Source organism: Bacillus sp. EKM208B, from assembly GCF_011800725.1.
In the GTDB taxonomy this organism is placed as follows: Bacteria; Bacillota; Bacilli; order Bacillales; family Bacillaceae; genus Bacillus; species Bacillus velezensis.
The window spans coordinates 17,899-32,484 of record NZ_JAANHO010000009.1; the positions used below are offsets into that span (position 1 = coordinate 17,899).

Annotated in this window: 17 protein-coding genes; 13 read left to right on the forward strand and 4 right to left on the reverse strand. The window is 44.8% G+C overall.

What is annotated here, in order from left to right; all coding sequences use genetic code 11:
- The first annotated feature begins 23 nt into the window (after positions 1-23).
- Positions 24-2,000: a S9 family peptidase gene (locus G9F75_RS15560; protein ID WP_167409217.1), complete on the forward strand. Its 1,977-nt coding sequence runs from the start codon at positions 24-26 to the stop codon at positions 1,998-2,000.
- A 40-nt stretch (positions 2,001-2,040) separates the two neighbouring features.
- Here the strand turns inward: G9F75_RS15560 and G9F75_RS15565 are convergent, their stop codons facing one another.
- A complete protein-coding gene (locus tag G9F75_RS15565; protein WP_169510385.1) occupies positions 2,041-2,376 on the reverse strand; it encodes a NifU family protein in 336 nt (111 codons plus the stop codon).
- A gap of 79 nt (positions 2,377-2,455) precedes the next feature.
- On the opposite strand from G9F75_RS15565, the gene G9F75_RS15570 reads away from it, so the two are divergent.
- A complete protein-coding gene (locus G9F75_RS15570) occupies positions 2,456-2,782 on the forward strand; it encodes a YuzD family protein (protein WP_017419453.1) in 327 nt (108 codons plus the stop codon).
- 37 nt (positions 2,783-2,819) lie between these two features.
- Here G9F75_RS15570 and G9F75_RS15575 read toward each other — a convergent pair whose 3' ends face one another.
- Complete coding sequence (locus G9F75_RS15575; protein ID WP_014418791.1) at positions 2,820-3,887, reverse strand: NAD(P)/FAD-dependent oxidoreductase; 1,068 nt, start codon at positions 3,885-3,887, stop codon at positions 2,820-2,822.
- 266 nt (positions 3,888-4,153) lie between these two features.
- Between G9F75_RS15575 and G9F75_RS15580 the strand changes: the two genes are divergently transcribed.
- The 4 genes from G9F75_RS15580 to G9F75_RS15595 all read left to right on the forward strand — a co-directional run bounded on the left by G9F75_RS15580 (position 4,154) and on the right by G9F75_RS15595 (position 7,159).
- On the forward strand, positions 4,154-4,390 hold the full coding sequence (locus G9F75_RS15580; RefSeq protein WP_007408721.1) for a YuzB family protein: 237 nt from the start codon (positions 4,154-4,156) through the stop codon (positions 4,388-4,390).
- 134 nt (positions 4,391-4,524) lie between these two features.
- A complete protein-coding gene (locus tag G9F75_RS15585) occupies positions 4,525-5,742 on the forward strand; it encodes a NupC/NupG family nucleoside CNT transporter (RefSeq protein ID WP_012118346.1) in 1,218 nt (405 codons plus the stop codon).
- A 123-nt stretch (positions 5,743-5,865) separates the two neighbouring features.
- Entirely contained in the window at positions 5,866-6,720 is an 855-nt protein-coding gene (gene dapF / locus G9F75_RS15590) for a diaminopimelate epimerase (RefSeq protein ID WP_167409218.1), read from the forward strand.
- A 76-nt stretch (positions 6,721-6,796) separates the two neighbouring features.
- Complete coding sequence (locus G9F75_RS15595) at positions 6,797-7,159, forward strand: HesB/IscA family protein (protein WP_003151967.1); 363 nt, start codon at positions 6,797-6,799, stop codon at positions 7,157-7,159.
- A gap of 142 nt (positions 7,160-7,301) precedes the next feature.
- Here the strand turns inward: G9F75_RS15595 and G9F75_RS15600 are convergent, their stop codons facing one another.
- Complete coding sequence (locus G9F75_RS15600; protein ID WP_017419451.1) at positions 7,302-8,063, reverse strand: SDR family oxidoreductase; 762 nt, start codon at positions 8,061-8,063, stop codon at positions 7,302-7,304.
- A 317-nt stretch (positions 8,064-8,380) separates the two neighbouring features.
- Here G9F75_RS15600 and G9F75_RS15605 point away from each other — a divergent pair, with 317 nt between their 5' ends.
- The 7 genes from G9F75_RS15605 (at position 8,381) to G9F75_RS15635 (ending at position 13,399) form a co-directional block, all read left to right on the forward strand.
- Positions 8,381-8,968: a GNAT family N-acetyltransferase gene (locus G9F75_RS15605; RefSeq protein ID WP_052018772.1), complete on the forward strand. Its 588-nt coding sequence runs from the start codon at positions 8,381-8,383 to the stop codon at positions 8,966-8,968.
- Between the two features lie 258 nt (positions 8,969-9,226).
- A complete protein-coding gene (locus G9F75_RS15610; protein ID WP_021495383.1) occupies positions 9,227-9,799 on the forward strand; it encodes a hypothetical protein in 573 nt (190 codons plus the stop codon).
- A 67-nt stretch (positions 9,800-9,866) separates the two neighbouring features.
- Positions 9,867-10,202 carry an uberolysin/carnocyclin family circular bacteriocin gene (locus G9F75_RS15615; protein WP_003151973.1) on the forward strand — a complete coding sequence of 112 codons (336 nt, stop codon included), beginning with the start codon at positions 9,867-9,869 and terminating at the stop codon, positions 10,200-10,202.
- 82 nt (positions 10,203-10,284) lie between these two features.
- Positions 10,285-11,940 carry a hypothetical protein gene (locus G9F75_RS15620; protein ID WP_014418787.1) on the forward strand — a complete coding sequence of 552 codons (1,656 nt, stop codon included), beginning with the start codon at positions 10,285-10,287 and terminating at the stop codon, positions 11,938-11,940.
- Positions 11,933-12,637, forward strand: coding sequence for an ABC transporter ATP-binding protein (locus G9F75_RS15625; RefSeq protein WP_017419446.1), 705 nt, complete (start codon positions 11,933-11,935; stop codon positions 12,635-12,637). The genes G9F75_RS15620 and G9F75_RS15625 overlap by 8 nt, the downstream gene beginning before the upstream one ends.
- Entirely contained in the window at positions 12,634-13,161 is a 528-nt protein-coding gene (locus G9F75_RS15630; protein WP_167409219.1) for a stage II sporulation protein M, read from the forward strand. Before G9F75_RS15625 ends, G9F75_RS15630 begins: the two co-directional genes overlap by 4 nt.
- A 16-nt stretch (positions 13,162-13,177) precedes the next feature.
- A complete protein-coding gene (locus G9F75_RS15635; RefSeq protein ID WP_003151978.1) occupies positions 13,178-13,399 on the forward strand; it encodes a DUF5970 family protein in 222 nt (73 codons plus the stop codon).
- Between the two features lie 61 nt (positions 13,400-13,460).
- Here G9F75_RS15635 and guaC read toward each other — a convergent pair whose 3' ends face one another.
- Positions 13,461-14,441 carry a GMP reductase gene (gene guaC, locus G9F75_RS15640; RefSeq protein WP_167409220.1) on the reverse strand — a complete coding sequence of 327 codons (981 nt, stop codon included), beginning with the start codon at positions 14,439-14,441 and terminating at the stop codon, positions 13,461-13,463.
- Positions 14,442-14,586: the final 145 nt, after the last annotated feature.

A 14,586-nucleotide genomic window follows, 5' to 3' on the forward strand; every position in this document is an offset into this window, starting at 1 on the left:
AAAAAGAAAAGGAGGAGATACGATTGAAAAAACTCATAACCGAGGAGGACATTGCGTCACTCGTATCCGTGACAGACCCGCAATATGCCCCTGACGGCAGAAGAGCCGCTTACGTCCGGACAACAGTCAATCATAAGCGTGATTCCTATTCCTCAGCCATTATGGTATATGACACAGAATCCGGCATCTCAAACCCGTGGACTTTCGGGGACAATAGAAATACAAGTCCGCGGTGGTCGCCTGATGGACGGCGCCTCGCCTTTGTTTCTGACAGGGAGAACGGCGTCCCTCAGCTGTACATCATCGACGCTGCCGGCGGAGAGGCGGAACAGGCGGCCGATATTCCTTGGGGCGTATCAGATCCGATATGGGCGCCCGACGGCAGATCCGTGCTTGTGTCCGTCAGTCTGACATCAGCGGAGCGCGCCGATGAGAAAGAAAAAAAGAAGCATGACGAGTATGAGCCGGTTGACATTCAGTCATTAACATATAAACGTGACGGGAAAGGCCTGCTGAACGGAAGCTGGGCCCAGCTTGTGCTGATTCATCTTGAAACGGGGGAGATTCAGCAGCTGACGGATCATGAAGCGGATCATTATGACGCGGCCTTTTCACCGGATGGCAGGCAGCTTGCGTTTACCGCCAATTTATGCGAGCCGGGTGACGCCGGAAAGCCGAGCGATGTCTATCTGATGAATCTGGCGGATGGAAGCCTGAAGCAGATTACGCCGCACCGCGGTTCTTTCGGTTCCTGCGTGTTTTCATCGGACGGTTCTTATATCGCGATGCTGGGCCATGAAAATGAATTTCGCAATGCGACTTTAGAAAAAGCGTGGCTGTACGACGTGAAAACTGAGCGGCTCACCTGCCTGACCGACATGCTGGATGTTCATTTGAGCGATGCGCTGATTGCGGATTCAATCATAGGGGGAGTGACGCCCCGGCCGGTATGGACAAACGACGGGCAGGGATTTTACGTTCTCGGGAGCGAGCAGGGAAGCACCGGTATTTATTATATCTCGATTGACGGCCTCGTATATCCGATCCGATTAGAAGAAGAGTATGTGAACGGTTTTGCTTTTCATCCTGATCAGAAAAGCTGTATCGCTGTCATTGCCAAACCCGCACAGCCTTCCGAGCTTTACAGCATTTCGCTCGAAGATGGGGAAGAGAAGCAATTGACATTCAACAATGATCGGTTTATTGAGGAGCGCATCATATCCGTGCCGGAAAAGCTGCAATATGAAACAAAGGACGGGCTGACGGTAAACGGCTGGTTTTTAAAGCCCGCCGTTTTTGAAGAGGATCAAACTTATCCGCTCATTCTATACATACACGGCGGGCCTCACATGATGTACGGCCATACGTATTTTCACGAATTCCAAGTGCTGGCCGCACAAGGATATGCTGTCGTGTATGTCAACCCGAGAGGAAGCCAAGGCTACGGGCAGGATTTTGTCAATCGTGTCAGGGGTGATTACGGAGGCGGAGATTACCGTGATGTCATGCAGGCGGTGGATGAAGCCGTTCAGGCGTATCCGTTTATTGACAGCGGCCGTCTCGGTGTGACGGGCGGAAGCTACGGAGGGTTTATGACGAATTGGATTGTCGGGCAGACAGACCGTTTTAAAGCAGCCGTCACGCAGCGCTCCATTTCAAATTGGTTCAGCTTCCACGGTGTCAGCGATATCGGTTTCTTTTTTACCGACTGGCAGCTCGGACATGATTTGTTTGAGGAAGCGGATAAGCTTTGGGATCGTTCTCCTGTAAAATATGCGTCCCGCGTTTCGACGCCGCTTTTGATTCTGCACGGTGAGCGAGATGACCGCTGTCCGATAGAGCAGGCCGAGCAGCTTTTTACCGCGTTGAAGAAACTGAACAAAACGACGTCGTTCATCCGATTTCCGAAAGCCACGCATGAGCTGTCGAGAAGCGGCCATCCGGAACAGCGGATGAAACGCATCCGTTATATTTGTTCATGGTTTGATGACTATTTGTAAAAAATAAAAAACCAGGCTGTCATGCAGCCTGGTTTTATGATTAAAATACTTGTTCTACTTCAACGACACCCGGTACTTCTTCAAGAAGGGCGCGTTCGATTCCGGCTTTCAGCGTAATCGTTGAACTTGGGCAGCTGCCGCATGCGCCAAGGAGGCGAAGCTTTACAATGCCTTCGTCTACATCAACAAGCTCACAGTCACCGCCGTCACGAAGCAGAAACGGACGTAATTTATCCAATACTTCCTGTACTTGCTCTTTCATTTCAACCTCAGTCATGAGATTCGCTCCTTTCATATACATAAAACCATTATATTCACAGTAACGGTAAAAATCTAATGTTTGGTTTGCAAAGCTGCTTTCTCCATTATAGCATATTTAAACTTGAACATAAAAACCGTTTTTTATACAAAAGCTGCCCCGTCCTTTGTATACTGGTGTAAAGGGGATGATATACATGACAAAGCCGGTTACGCTCAGTGTTTACGGCGCTGAAACGCTTTGCGCAAGCTGCGTGAATATGCCGAGCGCCAAAGATACGTTTGAATGGCTGGAGGCGGCGCTGAAACGGAAATATCCGGAGCAGCCTTTTAACATGCGGTATATTGATATTGACGCACCGCCTCAGCAAAAGGAGACAGAAGAGCTTGCGGAGCGCATCAGAAACGATGAATTTTTCTATCCGCTCGTGCTGGTGGAGGATGTCATTGTGGGGGAAGGGAATCCGCATTTAAAAGATATATATGAAGAAATGGAAAAGCGCGGCTATGTGGCGGGCTCTTAAAAATGGCCGCTGATCGCAATCAGCGGCTTTTTTCTTATCAGCCGTTATGATGCTTGTACATCCATAAAAGGCCTGATTTTAATAAACGGGGCACACGCCCAATGAGCGGACGGTCGTTGACAAGACCGAAGCCCGCTTTTTTTCCGAGTGAACCGAGAACGCCTTTCAGCTTAAATTGCGGCATTGTTTCCGGCAGCTCTTCATTGTTCCAGCGTTTCAGGAGGATCTGCACAATTTGTTCCGCTTGTGCTTCAGCCAGCTGGGCGCTCGGCGCATGCGGCAGGCTCGCGCAATCACCCACGACGTAAACATGCTCATCGCCCGGAAGATTGTGGTGCGGTGTTAAAACGATGCGGCCCTGCGGATCTTTTTCAGCGTCCATTTCTCTGACGGCTTTATTCGGCTGAATTCCCGCCGTCCACACGATGGCATCGGCCGGTATTCCTTCATCATGATTATAAACGATCCCGTCTTCCACTTTTGTAATATTCGCATTATTGATAATGGTGACGCCGTGTTCTTCAAACCATTTCTGAACGTACTTGCTGAGTCTTTTCGGAAAGCTTGATAAAATCAGGTCGCCCCGGTCAAATAACATAATCTTCAGATCGTCACGGCTCTCTCTTAATTCACTGGCAAGCTCCACGCCGCTTAATCCCGCTCCGACGATAGCGACAGATGCATTGGCGCCGAGGTTGTTCAGCTTTTGATAGGCCTCGCGTGACTGATCAATGGTCTGAATGCTGTAAGTATGTTCCGGCGCGCCGGGCACGTTATGATACTTATCCTCGCAGCCCAGTCCGATCACCGCGTCATCGTAAGAAATCGGTTCGCGGTCATGAAACAGAACCTGTTTGTTTTTCGTGTCGACGGAAGCCACCTCACCGTATTGAACATCCAGATTCGGATGCTCAGGAAAAGACACCCTGATATGATGATCAGAAATCGTGCCGGCGGCGAGCGCATAATATTCTGTTTTTAAGCAGTGATACGGGTTTCTGTCAATCAGCGTGATGGATATATCTGACGGAAGCTGGTTCGGCAGTAAGCGGTGCAGCACCCGCATGTTTCCGTAACCCCCGCCGATCAAGACCAATTTTTTCATAATGATTCCCCTTTTGCCCGAAAAATATGGTAGTCAATGTTGTTACAAAATAACGAACTATGTAAAATAACATCTAGAATTATATCGAATTTGACCTAAAACCACAATAATAGTTTTAAAATAACCTACAAATTGACCAGAAAACACATAATAGTAAAACCTTTAACCTGAATTAATATGTTACGATAACATTGAGCGTGAAACCGGATCTTTGACGAATAGAGGAAATTCCGTTAGGATAAGGTACATATGTGAGGTGAAACCGCATGAATCCGATGATTGAATTCTGTGTCAGCAATTTAGCGCGCGGTTCCCAGGAAGCACTTGAGATCTTAGAGAAGGATCCGAACTTGGACGTGCTTGAATACGGCTGTTTAAGCTATTGCGGAAAATGCATGGAGTCCCTGTTCGCCCTGGTTAACGGCGAAGTGGTCACGGGAGGCACGCCTGCTGAACTGGTTGACAACATATATACATTCATAGAAGAAAATCCGATGTTTTAATCAGAGGCTCCGAACGGGGTCTCTTTTTTATTGCGCCCCGGGTTTTGGCAAAATAAAAAATTTGTAGACAGCAAAAATAAATATTGTTATCTTAATAAAGGCTTTTTTTAAATAAAATTTTAGAGGTGGATTCATTGAATATCGTTTGGGGGCTGCTCGGGGCAGTTGCTATATTAGCCATTGCTTTTTTGTTATCAGAGAAGAAAAGCAAAATTAACCTGCGAACCGTCATTGTCGGTTTGTGTTTACAAATGGCCTTCGGATTCATCGTATTAAAGTGGGACGCCGGCCGGGCCGTATTTTTATGGTTCTCAAGCCGTGTGCAGCTTCTCATTGATTATGCGAACGAAGGCATCAGCTTTATTTTTGGCCCGCTGTTAAAAGTGGGCAGCAGCCCGGCTTTTGCGCTGAGCGTTCTGCCGGTCATTATCTTTTTCTCAGCGCTGATTGCCGTTTTGTATCACTTGAAAATCATGCAGCTCATCTTTCGCGTCATCGGAGGCGGACTGTCAAAGCTTCTTGGGACAAGCAGAACGGAATCGCTTGCGGCGGCTGCGAATATTTTTGTCGGACAGTCTGAATCACCGCTTGCCATTAAACCGCTGATTGCGGGATTGACCCGTTCCGAGCTGTTTACGATTATGACGAGCGGCCTTTCGGCTGTAGCGGGTTCGACGCTTTTCGGTTACGCCCTGTTAGGCATTCCGATTGAATACCTGCTGGCGGCCAGCTTTATGGCGGCTCCCGCCGGTCTCGTGTTCGGAAAAATTTTAATACCTGAAACGGAAAAAACGCAGACGATAAAAGGCGATTTTAATATGGACGAAGAAGGCGAAGGCGCCGCTAACGTGATTGATGCAGCGGCAAAAGGCGCGTCCACTGGCCTTCAGATTGCTCTAAATGTCGGTGCCATGCTGCTTGCGTTTGTCGCGCTCATCGCCGTAGTGAACGGAATTCTCGGCGGAATCGGCGGCTGGTTCGGTTTCAAACATATTACATTAGAATCCATTCTCGGTTACGTGTTTTCACCGATCGCATTTGTAATCGGCGTTCCTTGGCATGAAGCGCTCGGAGCGGGAAGCTATATCGGACAGAAACTTGTGCTGAATGAGTTTGTCGCTTATTCAAACTTCGGGCCGCATATTGCGGACTTTTCTAAAAAAACGTCTACGATTATCAGCTTTGCGCTGTGCGGATTTGCCAACTTCTCTTCGATTGCGATTATGCTCGGCACACTGGGCGGTTTGGCCCCAAGCCGCCGTTCGGACATTGCGCGCCTCGGATTAAGAGCGGTTATTGCGGGAACACTCGCAAACCTTCTCAGCGCGGCGATTGCCGGCATGTTTATTTAGTAAACGATAAAAGCTCCCTGCATATGCAGGGAGCTTTTATGTATGAAAAACGGGGGATATTTGTATTGTGTCCGAGCAGAAGAGCTTTTATACTAAGTAAAAGAAAAAAAGTTGGAGGCCGATATGAATTCATTCCGTTTTACCAAGATGCACGGTCTTGGAAACAGTTATATATATGTAAATCAATTTGAAGAACAGCTGCCGGAAGAACGGCTGGCTGAGATTGCCGTTAAAGTGTCCAGCATTCACACGGGCATCGGCTCTGACGGAATGATCCTCATCTGTCCGTCAAAAAAAGCGCCCGTCAAAATGCGGATTTTTAATAATGACGGCTCAGAAGGGAAAAATTGCGGCAACGGCCTTCGCTGTGTGGCAAAGTACGCATACGAACATAAGCTGACAGAAAAAACGTCCTTTTTCATTGAGACGCTTTCAGGTCTTGTGAAAGCAGACATTACAGAGGACAACGGGATTGTGCGTGAAGTCGCCGTTGATATGGGCGAACCGCGCCTCACCAAAAAAGAGCTGCCGATGCTCGGCAATGAAGATGAGCGGACGATCGATGAAACCTTTGTTTTTGGAGAAACGGAGCTTTCCGGAACAGCCGTATCAATGGGAAACCCTCATATTGTTTTTCCGGTTGCGGATATCAATCAAGCGCCTCTTACAACGCTCGGCCCCGTCATTGAAAAAGACCCGAGATTTCCGGAAGGCGTCAATGTCGAATTTGTGGAAACCGTCAGCGCCGATGAACTTCATTTCCGCGTATGGGAACGCGGCTCCGGCATTACGCAGGCTTGCGGAACAGGCGCCTGTGCGGCGGCTGTCGCATCCGTATTGAACGGTGTTTCCGAACGAAACCGGGATATCACCGTTCATTTAGCGGGAGGCGACCTTGTGATTAATTGGCAGGACAACGGGCACGTGCTGATGACGGGACCCGCCGAAACCGTATGCAGCGGCGTCTTTTATTTGTAAACAGCTCGTTTGAGAAATACTCTCCTCAAGGTTTATAATAGATATCAGCATTGTTTTTAAAAAAGGAGGTCTACCTATGAGTGTTCCAGTAACCATCACTGAAGCAGCGGCTTTGCATATAAAAGATATGATGAAAGAGCATGAAGAAGAAAACGCGTTCCTTCGTGTGGGCGTAAAAGGCGGCGGCTGCAGCGGCCTGTCTTACGGGATGGGATTTGAGCATGAAAAAGGCGAAAAAGACAGCATGTTTGAACAGCACGGAATCACCGTCTTGGTCGACAGCGAAAGCCTCGATATCATGACCGGCACGATCATTGACTTCAAACAGTCCATGATGGGCGGCGGTTTCACCATTGACAACCCGAACGCCATCGCTTCCTGCGGCTGCGGTTCATCTTTCCGCACGGCCAAAAACGCCGGTACGCCGGAAGAGTGCTAAGGGTCAACCCGCCATTCTTAGGATGAAAAAATAAGACGTCTTTCTTTTCGATGGCGCTTGCACCATTGTTAAGAAAGGCGTTTATCTGTTTAATAAAAATAAAACCCGCTCAACAGAAGCGGGTTTTGCTTTTTTAAAGATGTTATTCAATTGTATGTTTCATTGCATTGTACATATTTGCCGTATGTTCATCGGCTTTATCCCGTGACATGCGCAGCCGTTCCGCTGAAGAACCATATCCGATTTCTAGTTTGCCCTCTTTCAGTCCTTTAAAAATCCCATCAGCGAATTCATCCAGCGGTTCTCCTTGAGTATGCAGCCCTGCTCCGCCTAAATCTGTATTCACCGCCGGAGGCGCAACTTCAATCACTTCTACAGATGAATCAGAAAGCTGATGTCTCAGACTCATTGTAAATGAATGAAGCGCTGCTTTCGTTGCTGAATAGATCGGTGCAATAGCAAGCGGTGTAAAAGCCAATCCCGAAGAGACGTTAATGACAGCCGCATCTTTTTTTTCGGCAAAAAACGGAGCGAACAGCATAGACAGGTGGAAGGGAGCTTCAATGTTCGTTGTGATTTCTTTATTGAAATAGTCCCAATTGTCCTTCGCATCCGCTTTCAGCACGTGAAAACGTTGTTGAATCCCCGCGTTGTTTACTAACACATTCACTTCCGGATAATTTTCTTTCACCCAATCAAACAGTGATATACGTTCAGATGGAATGCTCAAATCACTGACATATGTAATAAGATCCGGGAATGTTTCCTTTGCTTTTTGAAGAGCGTGCTCACGCCGTCCGGTCACAATGACTTTATTTCCCGCTTTTAAAAACCGTTCTGCGAAAGCCAATCCTATTCCGGCATTTCCGCCTGTAATCAGTATTGTATTTCCCGTCAGTTTCATATTAACTCCTCTTTTCCGATTGTTTCATACTTCTTAGATAACATTTCAGCTTTGATCCAATCAATATATTCATCCCGCAAATAGGCATGAAATAAGACAGCAGTGATTCTGTAAAATTGATTTTTAGATCATCGGGAAACCCGCCAAAACTATTCTTTCCTCGTCACAATATGATGATACGGCTTAAAGCACGGTTTAAGTCAACAAAAGAACCTTGTGATTCCGTTTCGGTTACTCACATCAGACATAGGTCACGAAAGGAAAGGTGAATGTAAAGTCTTGGAATTTTATTGATGCAATAAAGCGTACCGTATCACATGGGTGAGAGGCAATTAAAAAACCAAAACAAAAGGACGGCGATACATGTGCAGGAAGGAAACAGCGTTGATATCAGGCCGCTCAGCCTGAATGATGCAGAGCAGGAACTGGTTTTGCAGACGGAAAACCGCATGTTTTTTGAACGGTTTGCCATGTCGAGACAAGAGGATTTTTATACGCTGGAAGGCCGGAAAAAACGAATTGAACAATCACTGAAGAATGCGGAAAATGACACAGAATACAGCTTCGGCATTTTTCTTCAGGATCAGACCCTGATTGGCACGATCAGCCTTTTTCAGGTGGTTCGGGGTTCCCTCCAAAGCGCTTTTATCGGTTATTTTTTAGATGGCAAACATAACGGGAAAGGCTATGCGACGAAGGCTGTCAAGCTGGCAGTCGATTATGCATTCAATGAGCTGAAACTGCATCGGATAGAAGCCGGAGTCATGCCGCACAATAAGGCGTCAATCCGGGTGCTCGAAAAAGCTGGCTTTCATAAAGAAGGCATTGCGAGAAAAAATGTAAAAATAAATGGAAAATGGGAAGATCATCAGGTGCTGGCGATCATACATCCGGAGGATACATGACGATATCCTCCTTTTTTATATCCTTCGTCTCTTTCGACAGGTTCTTCCTAAAACTTCAAATCAATTGTTTGAATCATACTATTTGCAAATTCAAAAAAAAATAAAGGGTATATAGAACTGAAAACTCTGAAAGATGTGCTCATTGTCAACACGTTCTAAAGTCATATTTTTCGAAAGGATATTGATTTTTTGATAGGATTAAACTAAATTGTAAAAGTATAGAATAGTTAATTTATTTTGTAAGAAAAGGATGATAATATGATAGGTCAATTGAGCAATAAAAAAATATTTTTAAGTTCTTTTTTCATCATTTTGATCTGTTCATTACTCTTCCAATTCAGTATTTCAGATAAAGTTCTGCAGTCGTATTATTCTTCCGTCGGAGAAAGTACCTACGATATCGGGGAGAAAAGTGTTCGTACGATTGTCATGTTTCTGCAAGGATTTATGATCTTCACAACTTTTGTGGAAATTCTGATAGGCGGATTTCTGTTATTCGTTGCCGCTTTTATTCTCGGCACAAAGAAACCGAAAAAAAATTATTTGCTTCTATATACGCTGACTTCTTTAATCTCGGCATTTAAAATGTTGATTCTTTCAGTTGTTAACTACTTAACGGCTGATTCCTCGCTTATATATTCTGCCGGCGGCACCAGCTTGAGTCTGCAGCTGCTGGACCCATTTCTGCTCATATCAATCGCGGCTCTTTATGCTGCCGCAGGAAAACTGACCGATCTCAGTAAAGGCAAGAGAATCATTTTGACTGGATGTTTTGTTTTACTAAAACTCTTTACTATTTTTTTAAACTATTTTATGGCGGATAAAATTTAGCTCGGGAGAGAGTCAATTAAGCTGAATTTTATTATAAATTAAAAAAACAGAGTAGGGAGATGTTATGATGAACTTAGTAAAATCTAATAAAAAGTCTTTCATTTTGTTTGGCGCGGCTCTTGCTGCAGCAACATTGGTTTATGCACTATTATTAACGGGAACTGAATTAAACGTGGCGGCGGCTCATGCATTCTCAGCCAATGCTGAATTAGCTTCTACTCTCGGCATCTCTACAGCAGCAGCTAAAAAAGCAATTGATATTATTGATGCGGCATCAACAATTGCTTCTATCATTTCTCTTATCGGTATCGTTACAGGCGCAGGCGCGATTTCTTATGCAATCGTTGCAACAGCAAAAACAATGATTAAGAAATACGGCAAAAAATACGCAGCTGCTTGGTAAAATCGATCAATAAATAATTGCTCTTTTTGTACAAGCTGCAAAAAGAGCCTCTCTCCCAAATACATATGTAAGGATTGAAAGTATGATAGTCAAACAAATTGCGGCTCTTATCAAATATAATACCCTGTCATCGTTTCGAAAAAGAAAGGAAGATTGGGGCATTCCTCAACTCAACAGCAAACTGCTGTCTGCCATTATTATTTCTCTGTTATGTTTATATCTCGTTTTCCTGGGATGCGGTGTTGTATTCGGGACAAAACTGATTCAGCTGCCCCTCAGCGCATGGGGGCAATTTGTTTTAATCGCCGTTTCACTTGAGCAGCTTTTTTGGGCTGCCGGCTTCTTTAAAGAACATCACAATGCCTTTCTGCTGGATACGCGCAAGGTTATTCATCAATTAAAAAAGGTTCGTTTTTTACAGCTGTTTTCTGTTTTTGCCGGCCAGGCGATCAAAAAAACCATTTTCGTATGGTATCTTTTTGTTTTTCCGGTCTTTTTGTTTTTATCAAGCGCAGGCATGACCGGGTCTGCGGCGATCATCGTATTTTTCTTGGGCTTCGTTTATTTTCTTCTCAATTTATTTTTATCTATGCTGTTTTCTTATGTTGTTTATCTTCTTACAAATATGTGGAGCAAATTGTTTTACTTGAAAATCATGAAAGGCATTTTATTCAGCGTCAGCCTGCTGGTTCCGCTTGCAGTCGGGTATGCCGTTTATCTTCTCGTGTTTGGGGAGTATACCGCAAAGGATATTTCTAGCTTTACGGAGTCACCGGCTTTCCGGAACATCCTCATGAATACGCCGTATGTATGGTTAGCATTCCGCTCACATTCCGTGCTCGTTTTCGCTGCGGTGTTTGCGGCCGGCGTCCTTTTAACGGCGGGAATGTTTAAACTGTGGTCGGCCACCCTGAAGAAAATGGACCTTATTCCTTATATGTTTTTGACAAACGCAGATTTTGCGCCAAAGCTGAAATTATATAGAAATAACAAAATATTTCATGCCGTTTTTCAAAAGGACCTCCTGTTCTTATCGAGAATTGACGGGTTTTTTATCAGGAATTTCGGCAGTATGCTGTATTTGTTCATGCTGTTTTTAGGTTTTTGTATTCCGCTTTTATCGCATCACTTTATCGGGTATTCGGCAGCCGCCATCGTGTCTGCGGCGGTTATCATTGCGAACTTTTCGTATCAGCTCGTCGGAGATGCGCTCAAAACAGTATTATCAGTGGACGGGGAAATAAAAAATCAGCATTTGTTTCACCGGAATATCAAACATGCGTGGCAGCTGGTGTTTCCGAAAGTATGTATTTATAATCTCGCCGCTCTTATCTATTCGTTCATCATCACCATTTTGATTACGGTGTTTTTTCCGTCTTCTGCGGCGCTGACGATCTACTTGTTTATTGTGTTTTTATGTTCGGGTTTTTTATACAGTCTTGTCCAGATTTCAAGCACCGCCCTGTATCCTAAGAAAAACTGGGAGCATCTGTACGAAATTGGAGAAGCGGGGAAAGCAAAGACGTATAACAACTTATACAGTTCTTTCATTTTCATTGTGTCGCTTCAAATCGCTGCGATCACATCGTATTTTATCTATAAAAAGCCGGAACTTGAAACGATGCTTATTCATTCTGCATCAGGTATTTTTGTCCTGTTCACACTATTAAACTATGGAGTCATGTTTCTGTTTCTTCGCAGAATCAATATGGCGGAAAGGTTTGCGAACAATGATTAAATTAGTGAATATACAAAAAAACTATAGTGAAAAACAGGTGTTGAAAGATATTTCGTTTGAGGTGAAAAAAGGCTCAATTTATGCTTTGCTGGGGACTAATGGAGTCGGGAAAACAACGACTTTGAAAATCATTTCGGGCCTGCTTAAACCGACTTCAGGCCGCGTCATGATTGACGGCAAGGAACTGGATTCAGAAGAGGGGGGGCAACTATCGGCTGATATCGGTTTTGTGCCCGACCATGCTTTTTTATATGATTACTTAACGGGAGTCGAATACTTGCGTTTTACAGCGGAGATGTTTCAAGTGCCGTCTCAGCGGACAAATGATTATATAAAGAATATGTTAGAGACGCTGAAGCTTGCTCAAGACGGAAATCAGCTGATTAAAACATATTCACACGGAATGAAACAAAAATTATCAATTGCGGCCGCGCTCATTCATCAGCCAAAGATATTAATTCTTGACGAGCCGCTGACGGGCATTGATTTAATCAGCGGTAAAACGATACGGACGTTATTAAAGGAGTACGTCAAGCAGGGAAATACGGTCCTGTTATCGACTCACCTGCTGGAGCTGGCACATTCGCTGTGCGATACGATCGGTATTATACATGAGGGCGTTTTTGCGGCGGAGTATCAGTCATCCGAGCATTCATTAGAAGAGATTGAAGAATTGGCTGAGAGTATCTATACATGATGAACCGCATGTTGCCGGCAATCAGGACGTCCGCCATTCCGTTAACCGCGTCATTGCTGTTTTTTTCAGGCGGTGTGATCGCTGCGTTTTTTTCCGATCACTTTGTTTCATCAGCGTCTTACAACGGCTCGTCAGGCGCGGTTGAACTGCTGAAAAACAATGCAATCGCTTGTCTGTTTTTAGCCGCGGGTTTTTTTACCTTTGGATTGACCTCAATCTTTTATTTATTCACCAACGGGTTTATTTTAAGCGGCTCTATTATAGAAAATGTGCATAGCGGGGTTCCTTTTTATCAGATTTTTTTACTGCTAATTCCTCATGGTATATTTGAAGTTCCCGCGTTATTATTAAGTGGCGCCATTGGTTTTAAGGGCGTTGAATTGGTCATCAGGCTGTGTTTTTCTAAGGAAAAAAAGATAATCGCTTCAATGTTCAGGCATATTGGAATATTGGTGCTGCTTATTATTTGTCTGCTGATCGCCGCTGCCATTATTGAAGCTTACATCACACCAATTTTTAAGTAAAAGGGGCAGAAATCATATGAGAAGTAAATTATCATTAATCGGTGTGCCGATTGTTATGATTATCGGTTATATCATTTCTTTATCCTTTGAGTGGCTGTTTCCTGTTCTTACTTTTGGGGTGGCAGGACTATATCTCTTTATATTTGCTCCGGTGCAAAATAAATTCATTCGTTACATCTTTTTGTTTATTTTTGTGATTAATCTGTTAGCCAGTGCGGCTCTTTATTTCGGTATTTAATAAAAAAATGACATTCATATTGAATGTCATTTTTTTTATCTTCGAGCGGCTATGCTGCGTGTTAAAATCTGTCGCCGTTGAAAATAGAGTTTTTTACGATCACGTAGTCGACATTGCGGATGGCTTCGAGTGTATTGCCGCCGGCGTAAGAGATGGAAGATTGCAGATCCTGCTCCATTTCAATCAGTGTGTCCTGTAAAGACCCTTTATGTTCGACATGCATTTTTTTGCCTTCGACGTTTTTCTTTTCGCCTTTTTGAAATTCAGAAGCGGAGCCGAAATATTCTTTGTACAGCTTTCCATCGATTTCGATCGTTTGTCCCGGTGATTCTTCGTGGCCGGCGAATAATGATCCGATCATGACCATGGATGCGCCGAATCGGATGGATTTCGCGATATCGCCGTGCGTGCGGATGCCGCCGTCAGCAATGATCGGTTTGCTCGCCGCTTTTGCGCACCAGCGAAGCGCGGCTAATTGCCACCCGCCGGTTCCGAAGCCGGTTTTAATTTTGGTGATGCAGACTTTCCCGGGGCCGATTCCCACTTTTGTCGCGTCAGCGCCCGCGCGTTCCAGCTCCCTTACGGCTTCAGGCGTTCCGACATTCCCTGCGATGACAAAGCTTTCCGGGACATGTTCTTTAATAAATTGAATCATGCTGATCACGGCATTGGAATGGCCGTGTGCGATATCAATGGTAATATAATCCGGCACAAGCTCCTGTGCTTTCAGCTCCCGGATGAATTCATAATCATTTTCCTTCACGCCGACACTGATGGAAGAAATCAGTCCGCGCCCTTTCATATCCCGGACAAAAGCCAGGCGTTTTTCCGGCTCGAAGCGGTGCATGATATAAAAATACCCGTTTTCCGCGAGCCAGGCCGCGATGTTTTCATCTATAATCGTCTGCATGTTGGCCGGTACGACCGGAAGTTTAAACGTGTGTCCGCCCAACGTAACTGATGTATCACATTCAGATCGGCTTTCAACAATGCATTTTGCAGGAATCAGCTGAATATCTTCGTAATCAAATACATTTTCCATATATAACACCCCTAAAAGCGAATAATAGAATTAAATAAAATTAAAATGTTCGTCTTTTTATAATGTACTTTGTTTTGTCAGGAATGTCAAATGATTTCATGCCGCCTCATATGCGGTCAGCTTGTCATCCATTTGCAGTTTGGTT

What these genes read in the sequence shown, in the direction of transcription:
- G9F75_RS15570 (WP_017419453.1), top strand. Translation starts at nt 2,456, where the DNA reads ATGACAAAGCCGGTTACGCTCAGTGTTTACGGCGCTGAAACGCTTTGC.
- G9F75_RS15575 (WP_014418791.1), bottom strand. Translation starts at nt 3,887, where the DNA reads ATGAAAAAATTGGTCTTGATCGGCGGGGGTTACGGAAACATGCGGGTG.
- G9F75_RS15580 (WP_007408721.1), top strand. Translation starts at nt 4,154, where the DNA reads ATGAATCCGATGATTGAATTCTGTGTCAGCAATTTAGCGCGCGGTTCC.
- dapF (WP_167409218.1), top strand. Translation starts at nt 5,866, where the DNA reads ATGAATTCATTCCGTTTTACCAAGATGCACGGTCTTGGAAACAGTTAT.
- G9F75_RS15595 (WP_003151967.1), top strand. Translation starts at nt 6,797, where the DNA reads ATGAGTGTTCCAGTAACCATCACTGAAGCAGCGGCTTTGCATATAAAA.
- G9F75_RS15600 (WP_017419451.1), bottom strand. Translation starts at nt 8,063, where the DNA reads ATGAAACTGACGGGAAATACAATACTGATTACAGGCGGAAATGCCGGA.
- G9F75_RS15605 (WP_052018772.1), top strand. Translation starts at nt 8,381, where the DNA reads ATGGGTGAGAGGCAATTAAAAAACCAAAACAAAAGGACGGCGATACAT.
- G9F75_RS15610 (WP_021495383.1), top strand. Translation starts at nt 9,227, where the DNA reads ATGATAGGTCAATTGAGCAATAAAAAAATATTTTTAAGTTCTTTTTTC.
- G9F75_RS15615 (WP_003151973.1), top strand. Translation starts at nt 9,867, where the DNA reads ATGAACTTAGTAAAATCTAATAAAAAGTCTTTCATTTTGTTTGGCGCG.
- G9F75_RS15620 (WP_014418787.1), top strand. Translation starts at nt 10,285, where the DNA reads ATGATAGTCAAACAAATTGCGGCTCTTATCAAATATAATACCCTGTCA.
- G9F75_RS15625 (WP_017419446.1), top strand. Translation starts at nt 11,933, where the DNA reads ATGATTAAATTAGTGAATATACAAAAAAACTATAGTGAAAAACAGGTG.
- G9F75_RS15630 (WP_167409219.1), top strand. Translation starts at nt 12,634, where the DNA reads ATGATGAACCGCATGTTGCCGGCAATCAGGACGTCCGCCATTCCGTTA.
- G9F75_RS15635 (WP_003151978.1), top strand. Translation starts at nt 13,178, where the DNA reads ATGAGAAGTAAATTATCATTAATCGGTGTGCCGATTGTTATGATTATC.
- guaC (WP_167409220.1), bottom strand. Translation starts at nt 14,441, where the DNA reads ATGGAAAATGTATTTGATTACGAAGATATTCAGCTGATTCCTGCAAAA.